The following is a 25,307-nucleotide window of genomic DNA, read 5'->3' on the forward strand; positions in this document are numbered from 1 at the left end:
TCCAGAAGCCAAGGTGCCGGGAGGGCACGAAGCAATGCACCAGGAACATTTCACGCCGCTGGCGTTCGACTTCCTCTGGGAGTCCGCCGAGCTCGGCGACCTGCCGTACCCGCTGCGCGTGCGCTCGCACGGCGCGACCGAACTCGAGCGCCGGGCGCTGCGCCAGCGCGTCGACGGCGAACTCCAGGCCCGCGGCCTCCGCGACGGCAGGGGAAGGCTGGAGCGGAGGATCGAGGACTGGCTGTATCTCCTCGCCCGCGGCTCACTGACCATCGACGCGCTGCACATCCCCGAGTTCCAGGCCCCGACCATCGCCGTGCTCGGCGCCACCGACGGCCGCGACGGGGTGATCGCCATCCAGGACCAGTCCGGGATCTGGCTGCGCGAGGCACCCGCCGACGGGCTCCCGACGGCGGTCGTCGACCTGCTGCCCCCGGGGCAGCGCGGCTCGGAGGCGTCCATCACGCTGCCGATCGACGACGCCCGCCGCACCGAGCCGATCCGCGGCGCGATCAACCCGACGAAGCAGGCCGAGGAGCCCGAAGCGGCGAAGACGCGTCGCAAGGAGAAGTCCCGCGTCTCACTCAGTGAACGCATCACCGCGGACCCGCGCGAGGCGTTCGGCAAGCTCACCGGCCAGCCGCGGCTGCGTGGCGGTCAGCTCGCCGCGAACAGCCGCTCCCACGTGGGCGCCAAGCAGCGGTCCCGTGTCCTCGGCTGGTTCGACACCGCCAGCGGCCGCTACCTCAGCACGTCACAGGCCGGTCCGGACGGACGCGAATGGGTCACCGTCTCACCCGCCGACGTCAAGACACTCCGCATGCGCCTGGGCGAAATGGCCGCCGGTGTGGCGGTCGACACACGTTAGGGTGGCCGTCGCGTTCACGCTCCGGGAACCCTCGCACGGCGTCCGCCGTTGACGTCCGAGAGGCTCACCACCCTCGTCCGTCCAGGCGGGCGGTATCCTGAGGGGCGGGTGTCGGAGCACCATGGGTCGTCAAGATCGTGATGGCGGGTATCACAGGAGCCGCCCAACCAGGAAGGGTCGAGGCCACCAGGGCCGAGTCGTATGAACCGGAAGAGCGTGCTCAGGAACCCAGTGCTCTGGATTCTCGCGGCGGTACTGGCGTTTCTCGCATACAACACGATCTTCGACAGTGATCGTGGCTATACCCAGGTGCCGATCTCGGTCGCGAACCAGCAGATCACCGCGAACAACGTCAAGGAAGCCTCGCAAGAGGACAAGGAACAGCAGATCAAGCTGCTGCTCAACAAGAAGATCGAGGTCGACGGCCAGCAGGTCGACCAGGTCATCGCGCAGTACCCGGCGAACGTCGCGGGCACCATCTACAACCAGCTCATCGGCCTCAAGAGCGGTGACAACCCGGTCAAGTTCACCACCAAGGTCACCCAGCAGAACGTCCTCACCCAGATCCTGATCTTCGCCATTCCGCTGGCGCTGGTGCTGGGCCTGCTGATGTGGATGATGAACAACGCCCAGGGCGGCGGGAACCGGGTCCTCAACTTCGGCAAGTCGAAGGCCAAGCAGCTCAACAAGGACATGCCCAAGACGACCTTCGGGGACGTCGCGGGCGCCGACGAGGCCGTCGAAGAGCTGTACGAGATCAAGGACTTCCTGCAGAACCCGGCGCGCTACCAGGCACTCGGCGCGAAGATCCCCAAGGGCGTGCTGCTCTACGGGCCGCCCGGTACCGGTAAGACGCTGCTCGCGCGAGCCGTCGCAGGCGAGGCGGGCGTGCCGTTCTACACGATCTCCGGTTCCGACTTCGTCGAGATGTTCGTCGGTGTCGGCGCCTCGCGAGTCCGCGACCTGTTCGAGCAGGCCAAGCAGAACGCGCCCTGCATCATCTTCGTCGACGAGATCGACGCGGTCGGCCGCCAGCGCGGCGCCGGCCTCGGCGGCGGCCACGACGAACGTGAGCAGACGCTGAACCAGCTCCTCGTCGAGATGGACGGCTTCGACGCGCGCGGCGGCATCATCCTGATCGCCGCGACCAACCGTCCCGACATCCTCGACCCGGCGCTCCTGCGCCCCGGCCGGTTCGACCGCCAGATCCCGGTGTCCGCACCGGACATGCGCGGCCGCAAGGCGATCCTCGAGGTGCACGCCAAGGGCAAGCCGATCGCGCAGGGCACCGACCTGAGCAGCCTCGCCAAGCGGACCGTCGGCATGTCCGGCGCCGACCTGGCGAACGTGCTCAACGAGGCCGCGCTGCTCACCGCCCGCCAGAACGGGCACGTCATCACCGACGCCGCGCTGGAGGAGTCGGTCGACCGCGTCGTCGGCGGCCCCGCCCGCAAGAGCCGGATCATCTCCGAGAAGGAGAAGAAGATCACGGCCTACCACGAGGGCGGGCACGCGCTCGCCGCGTGGGCGATGCCGGACATCGAACCGGTCTACAAGCTGACGATCCTGCCGCGCGGGCGCACCGGCGGTCACGCCCTGCTCGTCCCGGAGGACGACAAGGAGTTGATGACCCGCTCGGAGATGATCGGGCGCCTGGTCTTCGCGATGGGCGGCCGCACCGCTGAGGAGCTCGTCTTCCACGAGCCCACCACCGGTGCCTCCTCCGACATCGAGCAGGCGACCAAGATCGCCCGCGCGATGGTCACCGAATACGGCATGAGCGCCCGGCTCGGCGCGGTCAAGTACGGCCAGGAGCAGGGCGACCCGTTCCTCGGCCGCTCGGCCGGCCGCCAGGCGGACTACTCGCTGGAAGTCGCGCACGAGATCGACGAGGAGGTGCGCAAGCTCATCGAGACCGCGCACACCGAGGCGTGGCACGTGCTGAGCACCTACCGCGACGTGCTGGACGAGCTGGTCATCGAGCTCCTCGAAAAGGAGACGCTGACCCGCAAGGACCTCGAACGGATCTTCGCGACCGTCGAGAAGCGCCCGCACATCACCATCTTCAACGAGTTCGGTGACCGGAAGCCGTCCGACAAGCCGCCGATCAAGACCCCCGGCGAGCTGGCGATGGAGCGCGGCGAGCCGTGGCCGCCGCCGGAGGAGAAGAAGGAGCAGCCGGTCCTGCAGCCGGCGCCGACCCCGGTCGGCACCGCGCAGGGTGGCGGCGACCTTCCCGGTGGCCCGCCGTACGCGGCCCCGGTCCCGCCGCCGGACCCGAACGCGAACCCGTACGCTCCGCCGCAGCCGGGCGCCTACCCCAACGGTGGCCGCCCGAACGGTGGGCCGAACGGCACCGGCCACTGGCCCCAGGCATATGGTGGGCAGCAGCCGGGTGGTCCGGCAGGTGGTTACCAGGGTGGGCCCGTCGGCGGCCCGCCGAACTACGGGGCTCCTCCCGGATGGACCCCGGCGACGCAGCCGGGCGGCCAGCCGAACCAGCCCTGGCGTCCCGCCGAAGACCGCCCGCGTGACGGCTGGTTCCCTGACCAGCCCGGCGGTCAGCAGGACGAAGGACAGCAACGGCGTGACGACGGACAGGACGACACCAAGCGTTAACGGCGAAAGCCCGGTCTTCGACCAGGATCGGGCCGAGAAAGCCGTACGCGAACTCCTGCTCGCCTGTGGTGAGGACCCGGACCGGGACGGTCTCTTGGAGACCCCGGCCCGGGTCGCTCGCGCTTACCGGGAAATGTTCGCCGGGCTCTACACCGAACCGGACCACGTCCTGGACCGCACGTTCGACGAGGCGCACGAAGAACTCGTCCTCGTGACGGACATCCCGATGTTCAGCACCTGTGAACACCATTTGCTCTCATTCCACGGCGTCGCTCACATCGGCTACATCCCCAATGAGCACGGCAAGGTCACCGGCCTGTCCAAACTGGCCCGCCTCGTCGACCTCTACGCCAAGCGCCCGCAGGTCCAGGAGCGCCTCACCTCCCAGGTCGCCGACGCGCTCATGCGCAAGCTCGCGCCCCGCGGCGCGATCGTCGTGGTCGAGGCCGAGCATCTCTGCATGGCCATGCGCGGCATCCGCAAACCCGGCGCCCGGACGACGACGTCGGCCGTGCGCGGGCTGTTGCAGTCTTCGGCGTCCTCGCGGGCGGAGGCGCTGGACCTGATCAAGGGGCGCCGATGACCGCCCTGCCCCGGCCCGGCCGGTGCGCGGTAATGGGCATCCTCAACGTCACGCCCGATTCCTTTTCGGACGGTGGCCGCTACCTGGGCGTCGAGCAGGCGCTGGAGCACGCGCACGAGATGTGGGCGCGTGGCGCGGACCTGATCGACGTCGGCGGGGAGTCGACGCGGCCGGGAGCGTCCCGGGTGGACGCCGAAACCGAGAATTCCCGGATCATGCCGGTGATCCGCTCGCTCGCCGCCGACGGTGTCGCGATGTCGGTGGACACCACACGGGCCGAGGTCGCGCTCGCGGCGGTCGAGGCGGGCGCGTCCGTGATCAACGACGTCTCCGGTGGGCTGGCCGATCCGAACATGGCGAAGGTCGCCGCCGAGACCGGGGTGCCGTATGTGCTGATGCACTGGCGCGGGCACAGCAAGGACATGAACGCGCTGGCGTCCTATGAGGACGTCGTCGCCGACGTGCGCGCCGAGCTGCTGTCCCGAGTGGACGAGGCGATCGCCGCCGGTGTCGACGCCGGTGCGATCGTGCTCGACCCCGGGCTCGGGTTCGCGAAGAACGCCGAGCATGACTGGGCGCTGCTGAACGGTCTGGATTCCTTTCTGTCACTGGGTTTCCCGGTTCTCGTCGGCGCCTCGCGCAAACGGTTCCTCGGGCGCCTCCTGTCCGGAAAGGACGGAAAACCCGCCCCGCCGGACGGTCGTGAGAACGCGACCGCGGCCGTGTCCGCGCTCGCCGCCGCGGCAGGCGCCTGGGGTGTGCGGGTGCACGAGGTCGGCGCGAGTATCGACGCCGTGACCGTCGCGGCGGCATGGCGGAAGGGGAGTCCCGTTGTCTGACCGGATCACGTTGACCGGCTTGAGGGTCTTCGGCAGGCACGGGGTCTTCGACCACGAGAAGCGCGACGGGCAGGAGTTCGTCGTCGACATCGTGGTGTGGCTGGACCTCGGTCCGGCCGCCGCGTCCGACGACCTGACCAAGACGCTGCACTACGGCGAACTCGCCGAACTCGCCGCCGGGATCGTGGCGGGCGAGCCGTACGACCTCATCGAGAGTGTCGCCGGGAAGATCGCCGACGAGGTGCTGCACGACGAGCGGCTGACCGCCGTCGAGGTGACGGTGCACAAACCGTCCGCGCCGATCCCGCTGACCTTCGACGACGTCGCCGTGAGTGTGCGGCGGGAGCGATGAGCCGCGCGCTGCTTTCGCTCGGGTCGAACCTGGGGGACCGGCTCGCGTTCCTGCGCTCCGCCGTCGACGCCGTGCGCCCGGCGGTCGTCGCGGTGTCTTCGGTGTACGAGACGAAGGCGTGGGGTGTCGAGGATCAGCCGGACTTCCTCAACGCCGTCGTCCTGGTCGACGACCCGGCGCGCGACCACTGGGACTGGCTGCGCACCGGGCAGGCGGCCGAGCGGGCCGCGGAACGCGTGCGCGAGGTCCGCTGGGGGCCGCGCACGCTGGATGTCGACATAGTGACCGTGGCCGGGGTCCGCTCCGACGACCCCCAGTTGCTGCTTCCCCATCCCGGCACGCCGGAGCGCGCGAGCGTGCTGATCCCCTGGCTGGAGATCGAACCCGCAGCGGTGCTCCCCGGCCACGGTCCTGTCGCCGGCCTTCTCGCCGCCCGCCCCGACTCGGACCGCGACTCCGTCCGGCTGACGTCCCTCCCCCTCGCCTGACCCCTCGCAATTCGTCCTCTGGATGCGGTGGTTCGCGCCACGAACTACCGCATCCAGAGGACGAAACGCGGTAGCCCCCGAGGCGATAGCAAAGGTCCCTTGCTACGCCAGCGCGAAGCGCAGGGCGGCGACCACCCACTCGGCCTGCGGCATCTGCGAGGGGAACGACGGCCAGCCGTTCATCTTCCCCAGCAGCATCCAGTACCGCTCGGCGCGCGGGTCGTAGCTGATCGCCATCCCGTCGGCCAGCCGCTTCCGCCAGGCCGGGTCGGCCGGGTCCCGCCCGTTCCGCGAAGACTGCGTGAAGATCGTCTCCGCCAGTTCCCGGCCTTCGGGCGACTCCGGCGGGATACCGGCTTCGAGCGCTTCGGCCGCCTTCGCGCTCCACGCACACCACAGCTCTTGCTGCTTCTCGCCGAAGTCCGCCCCGTCCTGCTCCCGCAGCTGCGAGTGCCACTCGCTCATCCGGCGGATCGACGCGCGGAACTCGTCGTCCTGCACGAGTTCGGCGAACTCGATCCACGCCTCCAGCTGTTCGGGCGTCGGGTCGTCGGGCAGCTCCGGTTTCGCCGAGATCATCCGCTCGTAGAACTGCGGATCCAGTTCGAGCCCTTCGACCATGTCCGCCCAGAACTCGTCGAGCAAGCGTTTGCGGTCCTCGTCCGACATCGACGCGAGTTTGTTCATCAGTTCGACCTCCTCCAGTGGTGAGTCCCGTTTGGCCACCGCGCGCAGGACCGCGCGGCGCAGCTCCAGCCGCCGGATCTGCTCGTCCAGGGCGGCGACGTGCTGGACCGCGAGGTCCCCGATGGTCGCTTCCCTGGTCAGCGCCCGTTCCACGTCCGCGAGTCCCAGCCCGAGCTCGCGCAGCGTCCGGACCAGCTCCAGACGCGCCATCGCGGTGGCGTCGTAGAGGCGGTAGCCGGATTCGGTGCGGTCGGTCGGCGGCAGGAGCCCTTCGTCGGAGTAGAAGCGGATGGTCTTCACCGGCAGGCCGGTTCTTTTGGCCAGCTCCCCGATGGTGAAGACCGCTGCGGTGCCCATGTGCTTCATCGTCGACTCTCCAGTTGGTGGAGAGTCAAGCCTGCCAGGTAGCGTTGGACCATGCACTTCACCCGGCCCCGTGAGCTGGCGGTGGCCGGCCTCCTGGGATTGGTCCTGGCCTATCTCGTCTTCCAGGTCGCTTACGGATCCATCCCCGCGCTCCCGCTCTTCGCCGGGATCACGCTGCTCGTCCTCGCGCTCTGCGAGGTCGTGCTCGCCTTCATCATTCGTGCGCGGATCAAGGAGGGGCGGGTGCTGTCCGCGATCTCCGTCGCCCGATCGGTGGCCCTCGCGAAGGCCTCTTCTCTCGCCGGATCCGCCATGACGGGGGTCTGGCTGGCGGCTTTCGCGTATCTTTTTCCGCGACGTGACGAACTCCTCGCGGCGAGCGGTGATCTCCGTTCGGCGACGGTGGGGATCGTCAGCTCGGTGGCGCTGGTAGCTGCGGCTTTGTGGCTCGAACACTGCTGCCGGACCCCCGAAGGCAGTGATCGGGACCGCGATCCCGAGCCGACCGGTTAACGCTCGAGAGGCACCGCTCGAAGTACCGACTAGGTCTCGTTCGGATTACTAGAAGGTACGGTGTTGGGCATGACCGGGGTGGGTGACGACTCGCGCGGCCGCCTTGCGGGTAGGCCGTGGCTTGTCGTCGGCTTGGTTCTCGCCGTCGGCGCGACTCTCGCATTGGTGCTTTCCGACGACCTCCGCTACTTGCGGCTGGGGATCGTCGCGGCGCTGTGGGCCGCCTTGATCGGTGCGTTCCTGGCCGTCCGCTACCGGAAGCACGTGTCCCACAGCGAGGACGCCGTCGCCGAGGCACAGGCCGTCTACGAGCTGGAACTGGAACGCGAGATCGCCGCCCGCCGCGAGTTCGAGCTGGAGATGGAAGCGGAGAACCGGCAAGCCGCCGAGACCCGCTCCCACGACGAACTCGAAGCGCTCAGAGCCGAGGTGAGCGCCCTGCGTGAAAGCCTCCAGTCGCTCTTCGGCGGCGAAGTCCTTCTCGAACGCGTCGCGCTCACCGCGCAGGCCACCCGCATGCGGTCCCTCGACAACAAGCAGCTGATGAGCGCGGGGGCCGAGAACGGCAACGGCAAACCCCAGCTGATGGCGGCCAAGAGCCCCACGATCGACGTCGACGAGCGTGAACCCGAGCGCGAGCGCCCGACCGAGATGATCGACCGCGTCCTCGAACCCGCGTCCGCGCGGGCCGGGACCCCGCCCGCCGCCCGCCGCAAACCGGCCAACGGCCAGGTCAACGGCACCAACGGGGCCAACGGCTACGGCCAGAGCAATCAGGTCCAGCGGCCGAAACCGGCCGACGAATCGACTCGCCGCAGCATGCGCAAGGCGGACGCCCGCGCCTCGAAGGCGGCCGAGGCCCTCGCCGCCGAAGCCGCCCGTCGCGAGCGGCTCGAAATGTCCAACCCCGGTATGTCGCCCGCCGAGATCTCCCGGCCGATGCCGAGGGTCGACGCCAAACGCAAGACCCCGCCGCCGGTGACCCCGGCCGAGGTGTCCCGCCCGTCCATGCCGGGTGTCTCGCGCGCCGAGGTCTCGCAGCCGTCGATGCCCACCATCGCCCGGCAGCCCCAGCGCTCCGAAGCCCAGCGCCCCGAGCCGCAGCGTCCGGAGCCCCAGCGCGCCGAACCGCCTCGCCGCCCGCAGCAGCAGTCGCTGCAGCAGCGCCTCGACGCGGGCACCGTGCAGCGCCCGCCCGCCGCGCGGCCGGAGGAGCCGACTCGCACGCAGACGCCGCCGGTGAAGCCCGCCGCGCAGGCGAAGCCGGTCAAGAAGGTCGAACCGGACCGTCCCCGGCCGAATCGCGAGCTCGGCCTGACCAGGCCCGGCATGAAGCCGGTCGAGCGGTCCCGTCCGGCCGGTGGCACGCCGGCGCCCGCGAACAAGCCCGCCGCGCAGGAGCCGATGGAGGCCACCGGCGAGTGGAAGCCGTCGTGGACGCAGGAGCGCCCGGTCTCCGACCTGAGCGCCGCGTTCCCCAGGAAGGACGACTTCCAGGACCGGCTGCGCCCCACGCCGCCGCCCCAGCCCAAGCCTCAGCCCCAGCAGTCGGCTTCCTTGCCGAGGCCGGAGCCGCGCCCCGAACCACGTCCCGAACCACGCCCCGAGCCGCGTCGCGACCCGGAGCCGCCGACCCCACCGTCGATCCCGGTCGTGTCCGAGCCCGTCCGCCGGGCCGAGCCCGTGCGGCGGCCGGAGCCCGAACCGGTGCGCCGTCCGACCGCCGAGGCGCCGTCGCGGCACAGCTCGCCCGTGGAGGAGCCGCCCGCGGTCAACCCGACGCTGCCCGAAGAGATCCGCATGACGCAGAACGGCGGCGGACGCCGTCGACGGGCGTCGGAGGACTCCTCGGTCTCGCTCACCCCGGCCCCGAGCGTCCCCGAGCCCACCGGAGGCGGCCGTCGTCGTCGCCCGGACGGCGAGCCCCCGGCTTGGCAGAACGGTGCCGAGTCGTCCGGAGGCCGCCACGGCGGCAGGCGGGCGAAGCCGGAAGAGGACGAGGCGCCTGCCCGCAACGGGTCTTCGCACAGCCGTCCGGAGACCCCCGCGGCGGGTTCGCACGCGTCCGGCCGCTCGGTGATGGACCTGCTCGCCGCCAACGGCGCGAACGAGTCCACCCCGCGGCGCAGGCGGCGTGCGGAGGATTGACGCTGTGTCCGACGGTAGGGTGACCCGCTGTGAGCGAGCCTTCCTCCCCGGCGCCCGGCCCCGACCGGGCCCGCCGGTCCCGGTCGATCACCGTGCTGCTGCCGGTGCTCGGGCTGATCGCCGTCGCGCTCTGCGGGCTGTTCGTCTTCGGCACGGTGACCGAGAAGGTCGGCCTGCCCGCGGTGACGATCGGCGTGCTCGCGGCGCTCGTCCCGGTCGCCGTGGTGGTCACCGCGTTCCTGTGGGTCGACCGCTGGGAACCGGAACCGCCGAAGCTCCTGCTGCTGTCCTTCGTCTGGGGCGCGTGCGTCGCGACGATCATCGCGCTGCTGCTCAACAGCGGCGCCGAGGCCGTCGGTGACCTGCTGCTCGGCAGCGGCGGAGGCGGCAAGATCAGTGGCCTCGTCTCCGCGCCGCTGGTCGAGGAGGCCGCGAAGGCCGCTTTCATCCTGTTGCTGTGGTGGCGCCGCCCGAGCGAGTTCGACGGCGTCGTGGACGGCATCGTCTACGCCGGGTTCACCGCGGCGGGTTTCGCCTTCACCGAGAACATCTATTACTTCGGCCGCGCCTTCGCCGAGCACGGTTTCGGCGACGGCACGAGCGCGGGCGTGCTCGCGGCCTTCTTCCTCCGCGGCGTGCTCTCGCCGTTCACGCATCCGCTGTTCGCCGTGATGACCGGGATCGGGCTCGGGGTCGCCGCGAGCACCAAGGTCCGCTCGCTGCGGATCCTGGCGCCGATCGGCGGCTACGTCGTCGCCGTGCTGCTGCACGCGCTGTGGAACGGCGCCGCGCTGCTCGGCGGCGCCAAGACCTTCCTGAACGTCTACTTCCTGATCATGGTGCCGCTGTTCATCGGGGTCTTCTCGGTGGTGGTCATGCAGCGGCGCCGCGAGCAGCGGATCGTCGCGGCGGCGCTGCCGATGATGGTCGACGCGCGCTGGATCGCCCCCTCCGAGGTCGCGCTGCTGGCCAGCCTGTCCGGACGGCGGTCGTGGCGGAAACAGGCGCGGAAGCAGTCGGGCCGGGAAGCGGCGAAGGCCGTCGGCCGGTACCAGGCCAGCGTGACCGAGCTCGCGTTCCTGCGGCGCGGCCGGAAGCTCACCGACGAGGCGAAACAGCGGCAGCGTGAACTGCTCCAGGTGCTCAAGACGTCGCGGGCCGAGGCCGTGCGGCTGGCCGACGGTGCGCCACGCGGGTGACCACTGTCAGGTGAAGCTGGTCACGAGGGCCGTTTCAGACGCGTGCCGGAGGGTTACCCTCGCGCCGTCGTCTGGTACCCGCGACAGCCGAGCGGGACTGGAACGAGTTGAGGAGTTTTCGACCATGAGCGTCCACTGGCGCACGCCATGATGAGGCCCGCTCGCCTGGCCATCGGCGTCGTTTCCGCCGGCCGGGTCGGCAGCGTCGTCGGCGCCGCCCTCGCCAGGGCCGGGCACACCGTCGTCGCCGCTTCGGGCCTTTCCAGCGCTTCGGTGCGCCGGGCGGAGCAGCTGCTTCCCGACGTCCCCCTCCTGCCGCCCGACGAGGTCGCCCGCCGCGCGGATCTGGTCCTGCTGGCCCTGCCCGACGACGCGCTCGCCGGGATGGTGCGCGGGCTCGTCGCCACCGGTTCGCTGCGCCCGGGACAGATCGTCGTGCACACCTCCGGGGCGCACGGCATCGACGTCCTCGCGCCCGCCGCCGAGGCCGGGGCGCTGCCGCTGGCCCTGCACCCCGTGATGACCTTCACCGGCCGCGCCGAGGACCTCGACAGGCTGGCCGCGTGCAGCGTCGGCGTCACCGCGACAGCGGATGACGAAGCGGCGTGGAACGTCGGTGAGGCCCTGACCGTGGAGATGGGCGCGGAGCCCGTCCGGGTCCCTGACGAAGCGCGAGCGCTCTATCACGCGGCGTTGGCGCATGGCGCGAACCACCTGATGACACTGGTCGCCGACTGCGCGGAACTGTTGCGGGAGGCGGGAATCGCCCAGCCCGAACGCCTGGTGGCTCCGTTGTTGTCGGCGGCGTTGGATAATGTTCTGCGGCACGGGGACCGGGCGCTGACCGGGCCGGTGGCCCGTGGTGATCTCGGCACCGTGCGCAAGCATCTCGCGGTGCTGGCCGAACGGGGCCCCGACATCGCCCCGAGCTATCGCGCGCTGGCCAAGCGCACGCTGGCGCGCGGCGGCGCCGCCGGGCTCTTGGACGCCTCGGCCGCCGCCGAACTCACCGAACTCCTCAGTGATCCCGCAGATCCCGCCGAAGGGCAGCAAAACCAGTGACCACACCGAAATTCGCCCGAGGCACGCTGCACACCTTCCAGCCGCCGGAGCAGGTCAGCCAGGTGACGCGCGCCCTGCACGGGGTCGGCCGCAAGGTCGCGCTGGTGCCCACGATGGGCGCCCTGCACGCGGGACACCGTGAGCTGATCCGCCGCGCGAAGCGGCTGCCGAACACCGTCGTCGCGACGTCGATCTTCGTGAATCCCTTGCAGTTCGGGGAAGGCGAGGACTTCGAGGCGTACCCGCGTCCGCTGGACAAGGACCTCGAAGTGCTGAAGGAGGACGGCGTCGAACTGGGCTTCCTGCCCAAGGCGTCGGATCTGTATCCCGAGGGCGCCACCGTCACGGTGCACCCGGGCGAGCTCGGCGACGAGCTCGAAGGGGTGGTGCGGCCGGGGCATTTCGCCGGCGTGCTCACCGTGGTGGCGAAACTGTTCAACATCGTGCGGCCGGACTACGCCTTCTTCGGGGAGAAGGACTACCAGCAGCTGGTGCTGATCAAGAAGATGGTGCGCGACCTGAACTTCGAAACCCGGGTCATCGGGGTGCCGACGGTCAGGGAGCGCGACGGGCTGGCGTTGTCCTCGCGCAACGTCTACCTGACCCCCGAGCAGCGCGAGGACGCGATCGTGTTGTCGGCGGCACTCACCGCGGGTGCCTTCGTCGGGCGCGACGGCGCGGAAGCCGTGCTGGCGACCGCCAGGCAGACCCTCGCCGCGCGGCCCGCGGTCGAGGTCGATTATCTGGAACTGAGGGGAACCGACCTCGGGCCCGCGCCCGTCGACGGTGAGGCGCGGTTGCTGATCGCGGCCAGGGTGGGGAGTACCCGGCTGATCGACAACGTCCCGGTGGTGCTCGGCGCCGCCGCGGACCATCCGGAACACGCGCTGGACGCAGGGGAATAGGGAGAGTCCACGATGTACCGCACCATGCTGAAATCGAAGATCCACAGGGCGACGGTCACCCAGGCCGATCTCCACTACGTCGGTTCGGTGACCGTCGACGAGGACCTGATGGACGCGGCGGATCTGCTGCCGGGTGAACAGGTGTCCATTGTGGACGTCACCAACGGCGCGCGGCTGGAGACCTACGTGATCGCGGGCGAACGCGGCAGCGGGGTGCTCGGCATCAACGGCGCCGCCGCGCATCTGGTGCACCCGGGTGACCTGGTGATCCTGATTTCGTACGCGCAGATGGAGAACACCGAGGCGGCCGCGTTCCGGCCGCGGGTCGTCTTCGTCGACGCGGACAACCGGATCGTCGAGAAGGGCGCCAACCCCGGGCACGCGCCGGAGGGCTCCGGGCTGATGAGCGGCACCGTGACGCTGGCCGACGACGACACGATGACCTTCCCGGTCGCCGAAACCGCCGACGCCCGCCGTCTCGACGCGCTGCTGCACGCCGAAAGCTGAGTCCTTGCTGCTCACGGTCGACGTCGGCAACACCAACATCGTTCTGGGGCTGTACTCCGGCCGAGACCTGGTCGGTGACTGGCGTATGCGCACCGACGCGCGGATCACCGCCGACGAGCTCGCGCTCACCATGCGCGGGCTCCTCGGCCCGCACGCCGACGCGATCACCGGGATCAGCGCTCTGTCGACGGTTCCCGCCGTGCTGCGGGAGCTTCGCGTCATGCTTTCGCGGTACTACGGCAGGCTGCCGAAGATCGTCGTCGAGCCGGGGGTGCGCACCGGTGTGCCGCTCCTGGTCGACAACCCCAAGGAAGTGGGCGCGGACCGGCTGGTGAACACCCTGGCCGCGCACCATCTGCACCCTGCCACCGCCTGCGTGGTGGTGGATTTCGGCACTTCGACCAATGTGGACGCCATCTCCGCCAAGGGCGAGTTCCTCGGCGGCGCGTTCGCGCCCGGCATCGAGATCTCGGTCGACGCCCTGGCCGCGCGGGCCGCGGCCCTGCGCAAGGTGGAACTGGTGCCGCCGCGGTCGGTGATCGGGAAGAACACCGTGGAATGCCTGCAATCCGGCATCCTCTACGGATTCGCCGGCCAGGTCGACGGCCTGGTGAAGCGGATCGAACGCGAGCTCTCCCCGGGCGGGGCGGCTCCGGTCGCCGTGATCGCGACCGGTGGCCTGGCGCCGCTGGTGCTGGAGGAGTCGGAGACCATCACCGAGCACGTGCCGGAGCTGACGTTGCTGGGCCTGCGGCTGGTCTACGAACGCAACCACCGCAATTAGTCCTCTGGATGCTGTTCTTGCGCGTGTAGAACCGCATCCAGAGGACTAATTGCGCCGGTCTCGGCGATGTCAGCGGCGTGAAGCGACCATCAGCACCCGCCGCTCACCGGCCTCTGGGCAGGGCCTCGCAAGCCCGACGGGCATCGAGCGCCTCGCCCCGGCGCTCACGTAGTCCTTGTGCAGGGGCAGGCAGGTTGTGAAAGCCACTTTCACAACCTTCAACGTTGCGAAAGTGGCTTTCACAACGCGGCTCCCGCGCGAGGTCATCCGCTCGCCCGAGCACCGGCTTCGGACGTCGCGAAAGCCACCAGCCCCAAGGCGTCACCAGACGCCTGCTTACGGGGAAGGGCGGAAGCGTCAGCGGCGCGAAGCGCGCCGGAGCCACCCAAGGCAAGGTCCACCGGACCCGGCCTTCCAGTCGGTCATCGTTTACCCGCGCGGAAGACCGTGGTGGTGATCGGCAGGTCGAATTCCCCCGACGCGGTTTCCGGGTTCCGGTCGAGGAATTCCCGCGCCGTGCGAAGTTTGGCTTCGCGTTCCTCCGCCGTGGCCACCAGCATGTGCGAATGGGTGGCGAGAGTCGCCACCAGGGTTTCCGCGGTCCTGGGTTGTTTGTGGCCGAAAGTCTTCTTCTCGAACGGCTCGAAGGCCTGGTGTTCCGGCAGCGATTCGTAGTCGCTCAGCCAGCGCCTGCTCATCGAGGTCTTGATCAGCTTGTTCAACTCGGCCAGCCAGCCCGCCGACTCGTCGTCGTGATTCCACAGCGCGGCAACGACTCCGCCCGGTTTCAGCACCCTGGCCATCTCCGGATAGGCCCGGTCGAGATCGAACCAGTGGACGGCCTGGCCCACGACCACGGCGTCCACCGACCCGTCCGGCAGCGGGATTTGTTCGGCCGTCCCGATGAGCGGGGTCACGGCGGGCAGCTTCTTGGTGAGTTCTTCCAGCATTTTGGCGTCCGGTTCCACCGCGGTGACCGTGACGTCCAAGGCGAGCAGGCCCTCGCTGACCTTGCCGGTGCCCGCGGCGAGGTCGAGGACCCGTTCCGGTGTTCCCTTCGCGCCGGCCAGTGCCCAGGCCAGTGCCTTTTCCGGATAGTCGGGCCGGTGCGCGGCATAGGCGGCGGCCTCCGCGCCGAACGAGGCGGCGCGGCGTGCGTGCAGTTCGGGTTCGATGCCGGGAGTGGATGAGTTCACGCGATCCAGGTTAATGGAGAGAAAACCCACCGGCCCGGACCCGGAAAAGGTAATCCGGTTGGCGTAGGGAACCGGCGGGTTCGTACGCTGTGCGCATGACTGAAATCCCCGCATCCGAGGGCGTGAGCCCCGACGAAGACCTGCCGGAACAGATGCGGGTGCGCCGGGACAAGCGCGACCGGATAATCGCGGAGGGTATCGATCCGTATCCGGTCGAGGTGCCTCGGACGCACTCGCTGGCCGAAGTGCGCGAGAAGCATTCCGGCCTTCCTGTCGACACGGCCACCGGCGAGACCGTCGGCATCACCGGCCGGGTCATGTACATGCGCAATACCGGCAAACTGTGTTTCGCCAGTCTCCGTGAAGGCGACGGCACCGAGTTGCAGGCGATGCTCAGCCTCGCGAAGGTCGGCGAGGACGCGCTCGCGGCCTGGAAGTCCGATGTCGATCTCGGTGATCACGTATTCGTCGAGGGCGAGGTCATCACCTCCAAGCGCGGTGAGCTTTCCGTGATGGCCGACTCCTGGCGGATCACGTCGAAAGCATTGCGTCCGTTGCCCGTGGCGCACAAAGACCTGGCCGAGGAAACGCGGATCCGGCAGCGTTATGTCGATCTGATCGTGCGTCCCAAGGCGCGGGACGTGGTCCGTACCCGCGCCGGTGTGCTGCGTTCCCTCCGTGACTCGTTTCACGGCCGGGGATTCCTCGAGGTCGAGACCCCGATGCTGCAAACGCTGCACGGCGGCGCCGCGGCGCGGCCATTCGTCACACATTCGAATGCCTTCGACCTCGATCTGTACTTGAGGATCGCTCCAGAGCTCTACCTCAAGCGTTGCGTGGTCGGCGGTATCGAGAAGGTCTTCGAGATCAACCGGAACTTCCGGAACGAGGGCAGCGACTCGTCCCACTCGCCCGAGTTCGCCATGCTCGAGTACTACGAAGCGTATGCGACCTATGACTCCAACGCGGTGATGACGCGGCAGCTCATCCAGGAGGCGGCGCAGAACGTTCTCGGTACTCAGGTGGTCACTCTCGCCGACGGTTCGGAGTACGACCTCTCCGGCGAGTGGACCACACTCGGAATGTACGAGTCGTTGTCCGAGGCGTTGTCGGAAGAGGTCACTCCCGAGACATCGGCGGACAAGCTCCGTTCCTATGCCGAAGCGCGAGAGCTGGAGCTCGACCCAAAGTTAGGCCACGGCAAAATCATCGAAGAACTTTGGGAACACCTCGTCGGCGATCATCTCCACGAACCTACTTTTGTCCGTGATTTTCCGGTCGAGACATCCCCGCTGACCAGGCAACATCGCAGCAAGCCGGGGGTGGCCGAGAAGTGGGATCTGTACGTGCGCGGATTCGAACTGGCCACCGGATACTCCGAGCTGGTCGATCCCGTGGTAGAGCGTCAGCGTCTGGTGGAACAGGCTCGGCTGGGTGCGCAGGGTGATAGTGAGGCCATGAACCTCGATGAGGATTTCCTCCGTGCCCTGGAGTACGGAATGCCGCCGAGCGGTGGTGTCGGAATGGGGATCGACCGGTTGCTGATGGCGCTGACCGGCCTTGGTATCCGGGAGACCATCCTGTTCCCGCTCGTACGCCCTGAATAACCCGTCCGCGTGACAGATACCTCGATCGTTCTCGTAAACGAGATTTGCGTTATGTCTCGGTAGCGGGTATTAATGTCGCTAGACAAAGTCTTCTGTCCGGGGCATGCCCCGTACCAGATCATTCGTGTAAGCCCCCAGCAGGAGGAAACAGATGGCACAGAAGGTGCTCGTCTCGCTCGTTGATGACCTCGACGGCACTGAGGCGGAAGAGACCGTCGAGTTCGGTTTGGACGGTGTGAGCTACCAGATCGACCTTTCCGCGGAAAACGCGGAAGAGCTTCGCGACGCGCTGGCCCAGTATGTGGAGCACGCCCGTCGCGCGGGTGGCCGTAAGCGCACCGCCATTCGTCCGGTCGCCGGTGTGAAGGCCGCCGCCCGCCCCGCGACCGTGGACCGCGAGCAGAACCAGGCCATTCGCGCCTGGGCCCGCAAGAACGGCTTCCAGGTTTCCGACCGCGGACGTATCCCGTCCGAGGTCGTGGAGGCCTACCACAAGAAGAACTGAGGTCTTTCGGACTCAGGGGCCGCCGGGAAACTGTTCCCGGCGGCTTTCTTGTTCTTGTACACGGTTCAAGCGGGCGTACTCCGTGGGCGCCCATCCGGTCACGGAGCGGAAATCCCGGATGAAGTGTGCTTGGTCGCTATAGCCCAGCGTGAACGCCAGTTCCGCGTAGTCCGGCCGTTCCTCGGCGGCGATCCGTGCCGCCGCTTCGTTCAATCGGTATACCTGAATCGCCCATTTGGGGGCGGCGCCGACGTGTTCGGCGAACAGGCGTTGCAGGCTCCGCCGAGACAGGCCCGTTCGGCTTGACAGCTCGCCGACCCGGGTAATGGCCGGTTCGGCGGCGATTGTTTCCACCGCTTCGACGGCCGTCCTGGCCGCGGCGGTGAGCACGGGGCGTTTCGCGAGGAGCAGTTCCTCGCACCGGCGGACCATTTCGAAGTCGTCCGTCGCATTCCGTACCGATTCCGTCACGGGTCCGGCGCCGGGGAAGAGATCGGTGAGCGGAACGGAACCGCCGGAGATCATCGTGACCGGACCGGTGAGGAATGCCCGGAATGCCCCCGGCCGGAATCGCACGCCGATACCGTGGCCCGCCCCCGCGACGACGTAGCGGAAAGGCCGTTTCCCCGGGCCGAACGCCCCCGCCGCGTCCGGGAAGAACGTGACGTTGACCGCGAGATTGGGCAGGACCACCTGTTCATGGGGCGGCCGGCCGGTCAGATCCCAGCGCAGCACCCAGTGATGGTCGACGAACGGCCGCAGCTCCGGCGCGGGCCGATGGCGGACGAGACCGAAGGCCGCGCTCGCCTGCCGCGCGTTGACGATCCCGGCCGGGATCCGGTGCCCGCTCACCGGATCAACCTAACCCTGTCGCCTTTCTTCAAGACAGCACGCCGGTTCCCGTGAACTGATGCCCCTATGTCCGAACACGCTGCCCTGATCGCCCCCGCCGCCGCGGCATTCTCCACAATCCTGCGCGGGATCGGCGATACCGAGCTCACCGCCCGCACCCCATGCGCCGAGTACGACGTCCGCGCGCTGCTGAACCACCTCCTCTACTGGGGTCCTTGGCTCGAAGCCGCCGGGCGCAAGGCACCGCCGCCCGAAGTGGCCACCGGTGAGGCGAAGGCGGCCCTCGTCGGCGCCGATTGGCTCGACGCGGCCGAACGTCAGACCGCCCGGCTGGTGGACGTCTTCGGGACGCCCGAAGCGTGGCAGGGCATGACGGCGCTCGGCACGACGGAGATGCCCGCCTCGATCGTCGGCGACATGGTGCTCGGTGAGTTCGTCTTCCATGGCTGGGATCTCGCTCGCGCGATCGGCCGCACAGTCGACGTCGCGCCCGAAGCGGCCGAAGCCGTCTACGCGTCAGCTGCCGCGATGGGTGAGCAGGCACGCTCCATGAAGGTGTACGGCGAAGAAGTCGTCGTTGCGGAAGGCGCAACGACGTTCGAGCGCGCATTGGGCGCGACGGGACGGAATCCCGCCTGGACCGCTTAACGGATTCGCGGACAGCCGTCGCATTCCGATTCCGCGGGCAGCAGATAGGAGTAACAGCAGCTTTCGCGGTTTCTCGTCCACTCGCGACGTCCGCCGGCTCCCGGGGCCAGCCTCAGCTTCGACGCGGAAGTGAGCGGCGGGAACCGCGATTCGAGGACCAGCGCGGCGTCCGCGACCCCGGCGCCCTCGGCCTCCGCGGTCCCGCCCAGCCGTCCCGCCGACCACAGCGCGTTGTCGAGCGCGTCCGTGGCCGCCGCCCACAGCTGCCGTCGTCCGAGCCGCGTCAGCGGTCCGTAGAGGTCGATGAACCGGCTCGCGTGCGCGACGAACCCGTCCCGCAGCACGGTCGCCAGCGCTCGCTCGTCAGCGACGACGACGGCTTCCGGACGTGCGGAGCCCGGGTCGGTCGGCAAGCAGTGGAAGCCGCCGCCGAGGACGGCGACCGAGTCGGGATGCGGACGGCCGTCGCCGATCCGGAACGCCAGCGCGGACGGCGCCAGCGACGGGACGCGGCGTTCGTGATGCAGCAGCGTCGCGCCGGCGAACGCCGGGACGTGCAGGTACCAGGACAGGATCCAGCTCGCCGGGGTCCGCTCGGGGACGACGGGCGCCTCCGGGTACTCCGCGGCCAGCCAGCGGCCGAGGCGCTCCCGCCAGCGCACGAGGCGGCCCGGCTCGCCGAGCAGGTCGTCGCAGCGGACCCAGTCCGGCTCGCCCACCGGGACGTCCCCGCGGATCCGGGCGTCCCCGGGCAGCCGCGAGAGGGAGGCTCGGAGCCCGTCCTCGGGCGACGCGAGCACACGCCGATACGACAAGCCGTCCTCCCGTCCTTAGGTACGCCTAACCTTACATACGATCCGTGACTACTCCGGACGGGTGTCCATCCACTGGGCGGACTCCGCCCGCGGGCCGTGTTCGCGCTCAGCGGACAACGCGCGTCCGGTGGAATCCGGACCCGTGTTCGCACGTTGTGCTTGACGTAAAGGTGCAGGGCAACCGGAAGATGAAAGAGCGCACGGCCGGAGAACGGCCAGGGCGCGAACGGGCCGCAATCAGCCGTAGTGGTACGCCAGCGCGACCGCATGGCTACTAGAGTGGTCTCACGGTGCTGAATCCATCGCGGTGAAAGCACGATGGAAACGGGCCGCCGTCGCAGCAGTCGAGGGAGTGCACATGTTTGAGAGGTTCACCGACCGCGCGAGGCGGGTGGTCGTCCTGGCCCAAGAAGAGGCCAGGATGCTCAACCACAACTACATCGGCACCGAGCACATCCTCCTGGGTCTGATCCACGAGGGTGAAGGTGTCGCCGCCAAGGCGCTGGAATCGCTGGGCATCGCGCTGGAGGGCGTCCGCCAGCAGGTCGAGGAGATCATCGGCCAGGGGCAGCAGGCCCCGAGCGGGCACATCCCCTTCACCCCGCGGGCCAAGAAGGTGCTGGAGCTGTCGCTGCGCGAAGCGCTGCAGCTCGGCCACAACTACATCGGCACCGAGCACATCCTGCTCGGGCTGATCCGCGAAGGAGAAGGCGTCGCCGCGCAGGTGCTCGTCAAGCTCGGCGCGGACCTCAACCGGGTGCGTCAGCAGGTCCTGCAGCTGCTGTCGGGCTACCAGGGTGGCAAGGAGTCGACCGAGACCGGCTCCGGACGCGGTGAAGGCACCCCGTCGTCGTCGCTGGTGCTCGACCAGTTCGGCCGCAACCTGACCGTCCAGGCCCGCGAAGGCAAGCTCGACCCGGTCATCGGCCGCGGCAAGGAGATCGAGCGGGTCATGCAGGTGCTGTCGCGGCGCACCAAGAACAACCCGGTCCTGATCGGTGAGCCCGGCGTCGGCAAGACCGCCGTCGTCGAGGGGCTCGCGCAGAACATCGTCAAGGGCGAGGTCCCGGAGACGCTGAAGGACAAGCAGCTCTACACCCTCGACCTCGGCTCCCTGGTCGCCGGTTCCCGGTACCGCGGTGACTTCGAAGAGCGCCTCAAGAAGGTGCTCAAGGAGATCAAGACCCGCGGCGACATCATCCTGTTCATCGACGAGCTGCACACGCTCGTCGGCGCGGGTGCCGCCGAGGGCGCGATCGACGCCGCGTCGATCCTGAAGCCGATGCTGGCCCGTGGCGAGCTGCAGACGATCGGTGCGACCACTCTCGAGGAGTACCGCAAGTACATCGAGAAGGACGCCGCGCTGGAGCGCCGCTTCCAGCCGATCCAGGTCGGCGAGCCGTCGCTCGAGCACACGATCGAGATCCTGAAGGGTCTTCGCGACCGGTACGAGGCGCACCACCGCGTCTCGATCACCGACGGCGCGCTGGTGCAGGCGGCCACCCTGGCGGACCGCTACATCAACGACCGGTTCCTCCCGGACAAGGCGATCGACCTGATCGACGAGGCCGGCGCCCGGATGCGCATCCGCCGCATGACCGCGCCGCCGGACCTGCGCGAGTTCGACGAGAAGATCGCCGACGTGCGCCGGGACAAGGAGTCCGCGATAGACGCGCAGGACTTCGAGCGCGCCGCCCGCCTCCGTGACGAGGAGAAGACCCTCCTCGGCCAGAAGGGCGAGCGGGAGAAGCAGTGGAAGGACGGCGACCTCGACGTCGTCGCCGAGGTCGACGAGGAGCAGATCGCCGAGGTCCTCGCCAACTGGACCGGCATCCCGGTGTTCAAGCTCACCGAGGAGGAGACCACGCGTCTGCTCCGCATGGAGGACGAGCTGCACAAGCGGATCATCGGCCAGGAGGACGCGGTCAAGGCCGTCTCCCAGGCGATCCGCCGTACCCGCGCCGGCCTGAAGGACCCGAAGCGCCCCTCCGGTTCGTTCATCTTCGCCGGTCCGTCCGGTGTCGGTAAGACCGAGCTGTCCAAGGCGCTGGCGGCGTTCCTCTTCGGCGAGGACGACGCGCTCATCCAGATCGACATGGGCGAGTTCCACGACCGCTACACCGCTTCGCGGCTCTTCGGTGCCCCTCCGGGCTACGTCGGCTACGAAGAGGGCGGCCAGCTGACCGAGAAGGTGCGGCGCAAGCCGTTCTCGGTGGTGCTGTTCGACGAGATCGAGAAGGCTCACCAGGAGATCTACAACACGCTCCTGCAGGTCCTCGAAGACGGCCGTCTCACCGACGGCCAGGGTCGTACGGTCGACTTCAAGAACACCGTGCTCATCTTCACCTCGAACCTGGGTACCTCGGACATCTCCAAGTCCGTCTCGCTCGGGTTCTCGTCGGGCGGTGACAGCACCAACCGGTACGAGAAGATGAAGCAAAAGGTCAACGAGGAAATGAAGAAGCATTTCCGGCCCGAGTTCCTGAACCGGATCGACGACATCATCGTCTTCCACCAGCTGACCAAGGAACAGATCATCGAGATGGTCGATCTGATGATCGCCCGGGTCGAGACGCAGCTCAAGGCCAAGGACATGGAGCTTGAGCTCACGCCCAAGGCCAAGTCGCTGCTCGCCAAGCGCGGCTTCGACCCGGTGCTGGGCGCGCGGCCGCTGCGTCGCACGATCCAGCGCGAGATCGAGGACCAGCTGTCGGAGAAGATCCTGTTCGGCGAGGTCCAGCCCGGCCAGATCATCCTGGTCGACGTCGAAGGCTGGAACGACGAAGAGGGCGAGAAGGACGACAAGGCGCACTTCGTCTTCCGCGGCGAAGCCCGTCCCTCGTCGGTCCCGGACGCCCCGCCGGTCAGCATCGGCGCCGGCTCGACCGAAGAGAACGGTGAAGCCGAGGGCGAGTAAGGCTCTCTGGTGCTGAAAGTGCCCGTCGCGGGTTTGCCGCGGCGGGCACTTTCGCGTCCGGGCCGGGGTGGTCGTGAGTGGCGATTCGGGTTCTAACCCTCATTGCCACTCACGACCACCCCGAACCACGGCTCGCCAGGCGCGGGGCCTGCCGGAACGCGTTGTGAAAGCCACCTTCGCAACCTTCAACGTTGTGAAAGTGGCTTTCACAACGTCACCTTTGAGGTTGGCATCCGGGGAGCGTTCCACCGCCGTCTGACCCGTCCCGGCCGCCTGATCATCGCGTGAGACGATGCCCTCGGGTCCGGGAGGGGGTCAGGTGGACGTTCTGGCGATCGATTTCGGTACCTCCAGCACGGTGGGGGTGCTGTCGATCCACGGCAGAGGGACACAGGTCGTCGAGATCGACGGGTCGGTGACGATGTCGTCCGCGATCTACGTCGACAAGGACGGCACCGTCTTCGTCGGCCGCGACGCCGAACGCCGGGCCAGACTCGATCCGAGCCGGTTCGAGGCGAATCCGAAGCGGCGCATCGACGAGGGCGCGCTCCAGCTCGGTGACGTCACGCTCCCCATCGCCGACGCCTTCGCCGCGGTACTGCGCCGGGTCGGCGAGGAGGCCGAGCTGCTCCTGCAGCGTCCGCCCGCGCAGGTGCGCATCTCCCATCCCGCCGGCTGGGGCCCCGATCGCAAGCAGATCCTCCACGAGGCCGCGCTCAAGGCCGGATTCGGCACGACGGTGCTCATCCCCGAGCCGGTCGCCGCCGCCGCGCATTACGCCTCCCTGAACCACGGCCACCGGCCGCCCGGCCCGATCGCGGTCTACGACCTCGGGGCGGGCACCTTCGACTGCGCTGTCGTCGGCGTCAGCGCCCAAGGGTTCGCCGTGCTCGCCGAGGACGGCCTGCCCGATCTCGGCAGCCTCGACATCGACCAGGCGCTGCTGGTGCACATCGGCCGCGAGGTGTCGCATTCCGAACCCGCGCGCTGGCAACGGATCCTGCGCCCGCAGTCGGTCAGCGACCGCCGGACGCGCCGGTCGTTGCTGCAGGATGTCCGTGACGCCAAGGAAAGCCTGTCCCGGCACCAGCAGACCGAGATCCCGATGCCGGAGCCGTTCGGCGACGTGCGGGTGACGCGGATGGAGCTGGAGGCGCTCGTCCGGCCGAGTTTCCTGCGCAGCGGCGAGCTCCTCGCCGCCACGATCCACCGCGCCGGACTGTCCCCGGACCGGCTCGGCGGCGTCTACCTCGTCGGCGGGCCCAGCCGGATGCCGCTGCTGGCTAGCCTGCTGGCGAACCAGCTCAGGATCGCGCCGACGACGCAGGACCAGCCGGAGACGGCGGTCGCGTTCGGGCTGCATCACGTGCCCGCGGGCGGCGAGGATTCCCAGCTGACCGTGCCCGCTTTCGCGCCGGTCGCGCCGCCGGTGCGGCAGCCCCCAGTCCACCAGCCACCAGTCCACCAGCAGCAGCCGCCACCACCGCAGCAGCCTCCTCGGCGCCCGCAACCACCGCGCTGGACGCCCCCACCTGGCCGGAACTGGCAGAAGCCCACGACGTACGGCGTCATCGTGCTCGCCCTCGCGGCGATCGTGACGACGATCGTCCTGCTCAGCGGCGGCAAGGACGAGCCCGTCGCCGCGCAGGCCCCAGCAACGCCGAAGCCGACTTGCGATCAGCCCGGCCCGAAGGACGAGCAGGGGTTCACGGACTGTCTCCGCCGGATCGCCGCCGTCATCCCGCAGCGGGGTGACTGCCGCGACGCGCCGGACGCGGCGACCACGGTGGGTGCGGCGTCCGCGGTCACCTGTGTGTTCAAGGACGACGAGGTGTCGAACGCGATCAACTACTACCAAGGCATCGCGATGACCGGTCTGGAGGACGGCGTCCGGGCGCAGATGACCAAGGGCAAGCCCGTGGAGGGCACCTGGGCGGCCGACGGGCTGCGAGGACGCTACTTGGCGGGCGTCGGCAAGCGAAGCGGCATCGTGCTTTTCGGGACCGAAGACGCGCCCTTGACCGGGATGCTCGTCTCGACTCGCAGCGACGGTACGCCGCGGACGACCGCGGAGATGGTCGAGTTCTTCACCGCGCAGCTCAAGCCTTGACCGGATGTCATGAAAGGGTCGTTCAGGACGAAAAACGTCTTGAACGGCCCTTTCATGACACTCTCGACGGCCGGAACTTGATCAGTGCAGGGTGCCCGCCGGTGTCGAGAGATCCTCGGCCACCGTGAGCGCGGTGTCCACGATGATCTCCAGCGCCTCCGCCGCGCGGTGCGTGGCCAGGCTCGGCGCGGTCGTCCTCGCCGCCTGCTCCGGCGTGTAGGGAATGTGCACGAAACCGCCGCGCACACCGGGAAAATCGTTGTCCAGCAAGTGCATCAGCCCGTAGAAGACCTGGTTGCACACGTACGTCCCGGCGGTGTGCGAGACCGACGCGGGCAGCCCCGCGTTCTTGATGCCCGCGACGCTCGCCTTCACCGGCAGGGTCGTGAAGTAGGCGTTGGGCCCGCCGGGGATCACCGGGACGTCGACGGGCTGCGAGCCCGCGTTGTCCGGGATGCGGGCGTCGATCAGGTTGATCGCGACCCGTTCCGGGGTGACGTCGGCGCGGCCGCCCGCCTGTCCGACGCAGATCACCAGGTCCGGCCGGTATTCGTCGATCGCGTCGCGCAAGGTGACCAGCGAACGCGAGAACACGCACGGCAGTTCGACGGCCACCGTGTCGTGCCGCCGGCCGGTGAGCAGGGAAACCGCCTGCCACGACGGGTTCACCCGCTCACCGCCGAACGGTTCGAAGCCGGTGAGGAGCACTGACGTCATACCCCTCACCCTAACGTGTG

Annotated in this window: 23 protein-coding genes; 18 read left to right on the top strand and 5 right to left on the bottom strand. The window is 69.0% G+C overall.

Annotated elements, in window-relative coordinates; genetic code table 11:
* Positions 1-34: 34 nt before the first annotated feature.
* The 6 genes from IE302_RS23850 to folK all read left to right on the top strand — a co-directional run bounded on the left by IE302_RS23850 (position 35) and on the right by folK (position 5,749).
* Complete coding sequence (locus IE302_RS23850) at positions 35-868, top strand: ESX secretion-associated protein EspG (RefSeq protein ID WP_191256688.1); 834 nt, start codon at positions 35-37, stop codon at positions 866-868.
* A 201-nt stretch (positions 869-1,069) separates the two neighbouring features.
* Positions 1,070-3,487, top strand: a complete 2,418-nt coding sequence (gene ftsH, locus IE302_RS23855) for an ATP-dependent zinc metalloprotease FtsH (protein WP_191256689.1) — start codon at positions 1,070-1,072, stop codon at positions 3,485-3,487.
* On the top strand, positions 3,456-4,070 hold the full coding sequence (folE, locus tag IE302_RS23860) for a GTP cyclohydrolase I FolE (RefSeq protein ID WP_191256690.1): 615 nt from the start codon (positions 3,456-3,458) through the stop codon (positions 4,068-4,070). Before ftsH ends, folE begins: the two co-directional genes overlap by 32 nt.
* Positions 4,067-4,909 carry a dihydropteroate synthase gene (gene folP / locus IE302_RS23865; RefSeq protein WP_191256691.1) on the top strand — a complete coding sequence of 281 codons (843 nt, stop codon included), beginning with the start codon at positions 4,067-4,069 and terminating at the stop codon, positions 4,907-4,909. Before folE ends, folP begins: the two co-directional genes overlap by 4 nt.
* Positions 4,902-5,261, top strand: coding sequence for a dihydroneopterin aldolase (gene folB / locus IE302_RS23870; RefSeq protein ID WP_191256692.1), 360 nt, complete (start codon positions 4,902-4,904; stop codon positions 5,259-5,261). Before folP ends, folB begins: the two co-directional genes overlap by 8 nt.
* On the top strand, positions 5,258-5,749 hold the full coding sequence (gene folK / locus IE302_RS23875; protein WP_191256693.1) for a 2-amino-4-hydroxy-6-hydroxymethyldihydropteridine diphosphokinase: 492 nt from the start codon (positions 5,258-5,260) through the stop codon (positions 5,747-5,749). Before folB ends, folK begins: the two co-directional genes overlap by 4 nt.
* 102 nt (positions 5,750-5,851) lie before the next feature.
* On the opposite strand, the gene IE302_RS23880 is transcribed toward folK, so the two are convergent.
* Positions 5,852-6,793, bottom strand: coding sequence for a MerR family transcriptional regulator (locus IE302_RS23880; RefSeq protein ID WP_191256694.1), 942 nt, complete (start codon positions 6,791-6,793; stop codon positions 5,852-5,854).
* A gap of 60 nt (positions 6,794-6,853) precedes the next feature.
* Between IE302_RS23880 and IE302_RS23885 the strand changes: the two genes are divergently transcribed.
* From IE302_RS23885 to IE302_RS23915, 7 genes are all read left to right on the top strand, one after another.
* Positions 6,854-7,315 carry a DUF3180 domain-containing protein gene (locus IE302_RS23885; protein WP_191256695.1) on the top strand — a complete coding sequence of 154 codons (462 nt, stop codon included), beginning with the start codon at positions 6,854-6,856 and terminating at the stop codon, positions 7,313-7,315.
* A gap of 69 nt (positions 7,316-7,384) precedes the next feature.
* The gene (locus IE302_RS23890; protein WP_191256696.1) at positions 7,385-9,463 is read left to right on the top strand and encodes a DUF6779 domain-containing protein; all 2,079 of its coding nucleotides are present in this window, start codon (positions 7,385-7,387) and stop codon (positions 9,461-9,463) included.
* Between the two features lie 29 nt (positions 9,464-9,492).
* Complete coding sequence (locus IE302_RS23895; protein WP_191256697.1) at positions 9,493-10,662, top strand: PrsW family intramembrane metalloprotease; 1,170 nt, start codon at positions 9,493-9,495, stop codon at positions 10,660-10,662.
* A gap of 135 nt (positions 10,663-10,797) precedes the next feature.
* The gene (locus IE302_RS23900) at positions 10,798-11,724 is read left to right on the top strand and encodes a Rossmann-like and DUF2520 domain-containing protein (protein ID WP_373308020.1); all 927 of its coding nucleotides are present in this window, start codon (positions 10,798-10,800) and stop codon (positions 11,722-11,724) included.
* A complete protein-coding gene (panC, locus tag IE302_RS23905) occupies positions 11,721-12,629 on the top strand; it encodes a pantoate--beta-alanine ligase (RefSeq protein WP_191256699.1) in 909 nt (302 codons plus the stop codon). Before IE302_RS23900 ends, panC begins: the two co-directional genes overlap by 4 nt.
* Positions 12,630-12,641: 12 nt before the next feature.
* The gene (panD, locus tag IE302_RS23910) at positions 12,642-13,136 is read left to right on the top strand and encodes an aspartate 1-decarboxylase (protein WP_191256700.1); all 495 of its coding nucleotides are present in this window, start codon (positions 12,642-12,644) and stop codon (positions 13,134-13,136) included.
* Between the two features lie 4 nt (positions 13,137-13,140).
* On the top strand, positions 13,141-13,920 hold the full coding sequence (locus IE302_RS23915) for a type III pantothenate kinase (protein ID WP_191256701.1): 780 nt from the start codon (positions 13,141-13,143) through the stop codon (positions 13,918-13,920).
* A gap of 422 nt (positions 13,921-14,342) precedes the next feature.
* Here the strand turns inward: IE302_RS23915 and IE302_RS23920 are convergent, their stop codons facing one another.
* Positions 14,343-15,116, bottom strand: coding sequence for a class I SAM-dependent methyltransferase (locus tag IE302_RS23920; protein WP_191256702.1), 774 nt, complete (start codon positions 15,114-15,116; stop codon positions 14,343-14,345).
* Positions 15,117-15,211: 95 nt separating this feature from the next.
* Between IE302_RS23920 and lysS the strand changes: the two genes are divergently transcribed.
* Together lysS and IE302_RS23930 are read left to right on the top strand one after the other, a co-directional pair.
* Complete coding sequence (lysS, locus tag IE302_RS23925) at positions 15,212-16,723, top strand: lysine--tRNA ligase (RefSeq protein WP_191256703.1); 1,512 nt, start codon at positions 15,212-15,214, stop codon at positions 16,721-16,723.
* A 151-nt stretch (positions 16,724-16,874) separates the two neighbouring features.
* A complete protein-coding gene (locus IE302_RS23930; RefSeq protein WP_005165380.1) occupies positions 16,875-17,228 on the top strand; it encodes a histone-like nucleoid-structuring protein Lsr2 in 354 nt (117 codons plus the stop codon).
* Between the two features lie 12 nt (positions 17,229-17,240).
* Here IE302_RS23930 and IE302_RS23935 read toward each other — a convergent pair whose 3' ends face one another.
* Positions 17,241-18,080 carry an AraC family transcriptional regulator gene (locus tag IE302_RS23935; RefSeq protein WP_191256704.1) on the bottom strand — a complete coding sequence of 280 codons (840 nt, stop codon included), beginning with the start codon at positions 18,078-18,080 and terminating at the stop codon, positions 17,241-17,243.
* A 66-nt stretch (positions 18,081-18,146) separates the two neighbouring features.
* Between IE302_RS23935 and IE302_RS23940 the strand changes: the two genes are divergently transcribed.
* Positions 18,147-18,728, top strand: coding sequence for a TIGR03086 family metal-binding protein (locus IE302_RS23940; RefSeq protein ID WP_191256705.1), 582 nt, complete (start codon positions 18,147-18,149; stop codon positions 18,726-18,728).
* Here IE302_RS23940 and IE302_RS23945 read toward each other — a convergent pair.
* Positions 18,725-19,543 (bottom strand): (2Fe-2S)-binding protein, encoded by an 819-nt coding sequence (locus IE302_RS23945; protein ID WP_191256706.1) that lies wholly within the window; start codon positions 19,541-19,543, stop codon positions 18,725-18,727. The genes IE302_RS23940 and IE302_RS23945 overlap by 4 nt on opposite strands.
* A gap of 358 nt (positions 19,544-19,901) precedes the next feature.
* On the opposite strand from IE302_RS23945, the gene IE302_RS23950 reads away from it, so the two are divergent.
* Both IE302_RS23950 and IE302_RS23955 read left to right on the top strand, forming a co-directional pair.
* On the top strand, positions 19,902-22,460 hold the full coding sequence (locus tag IE302_RS23950; protein WP_191256707.1) for an ATP-dependent Clp protease ATP-binding subunit: 2,559 nt from the start codon (positions 19,902-19,904) through the stop codon (positions 22,458-22,460).
* A 319-nt stretch (positions 22,461-22,779) separates the two neighbouring features.
* Entirely contained in the window at positions 22,780-24,570 is a 1,791-nt protein-coding gene (locus IE302_RS23955) for an Hsp70 family protein (RefSeq protein WP_191256708.1), read from the top strand.
* Positions 24,571-24,651: 81 nt separating this feature from the next.
* Here IE302_RS23955 and pcp read toward each other — a convergent pair whose 3' ends face one another.
* Positions 24,652-25,287 (bottom strand): pyroglutamyl-peptidase I, encoded by a 636-nt coding sequence (gene pcp, locus IE302_RS23960; RefSeq protein WP_191256709.1) that lies wholly within the window; start codon positions 25,285-25,287, stop codon positions 24,652-24,654.
* Positions 25,288-25,307: the final 20 nt, after the last annotated feature.

Source organism: Amycolatopsis oliviviridis (assembly GCF_014654365.1).
GTDB classification, from domain to species: Bacteria; Actinomycetota; Actinomycetes; order Mycobacteriales; family Pseudonocardiaceae; genus Amycolatopsis; species Amycolatopsis oliviviridis.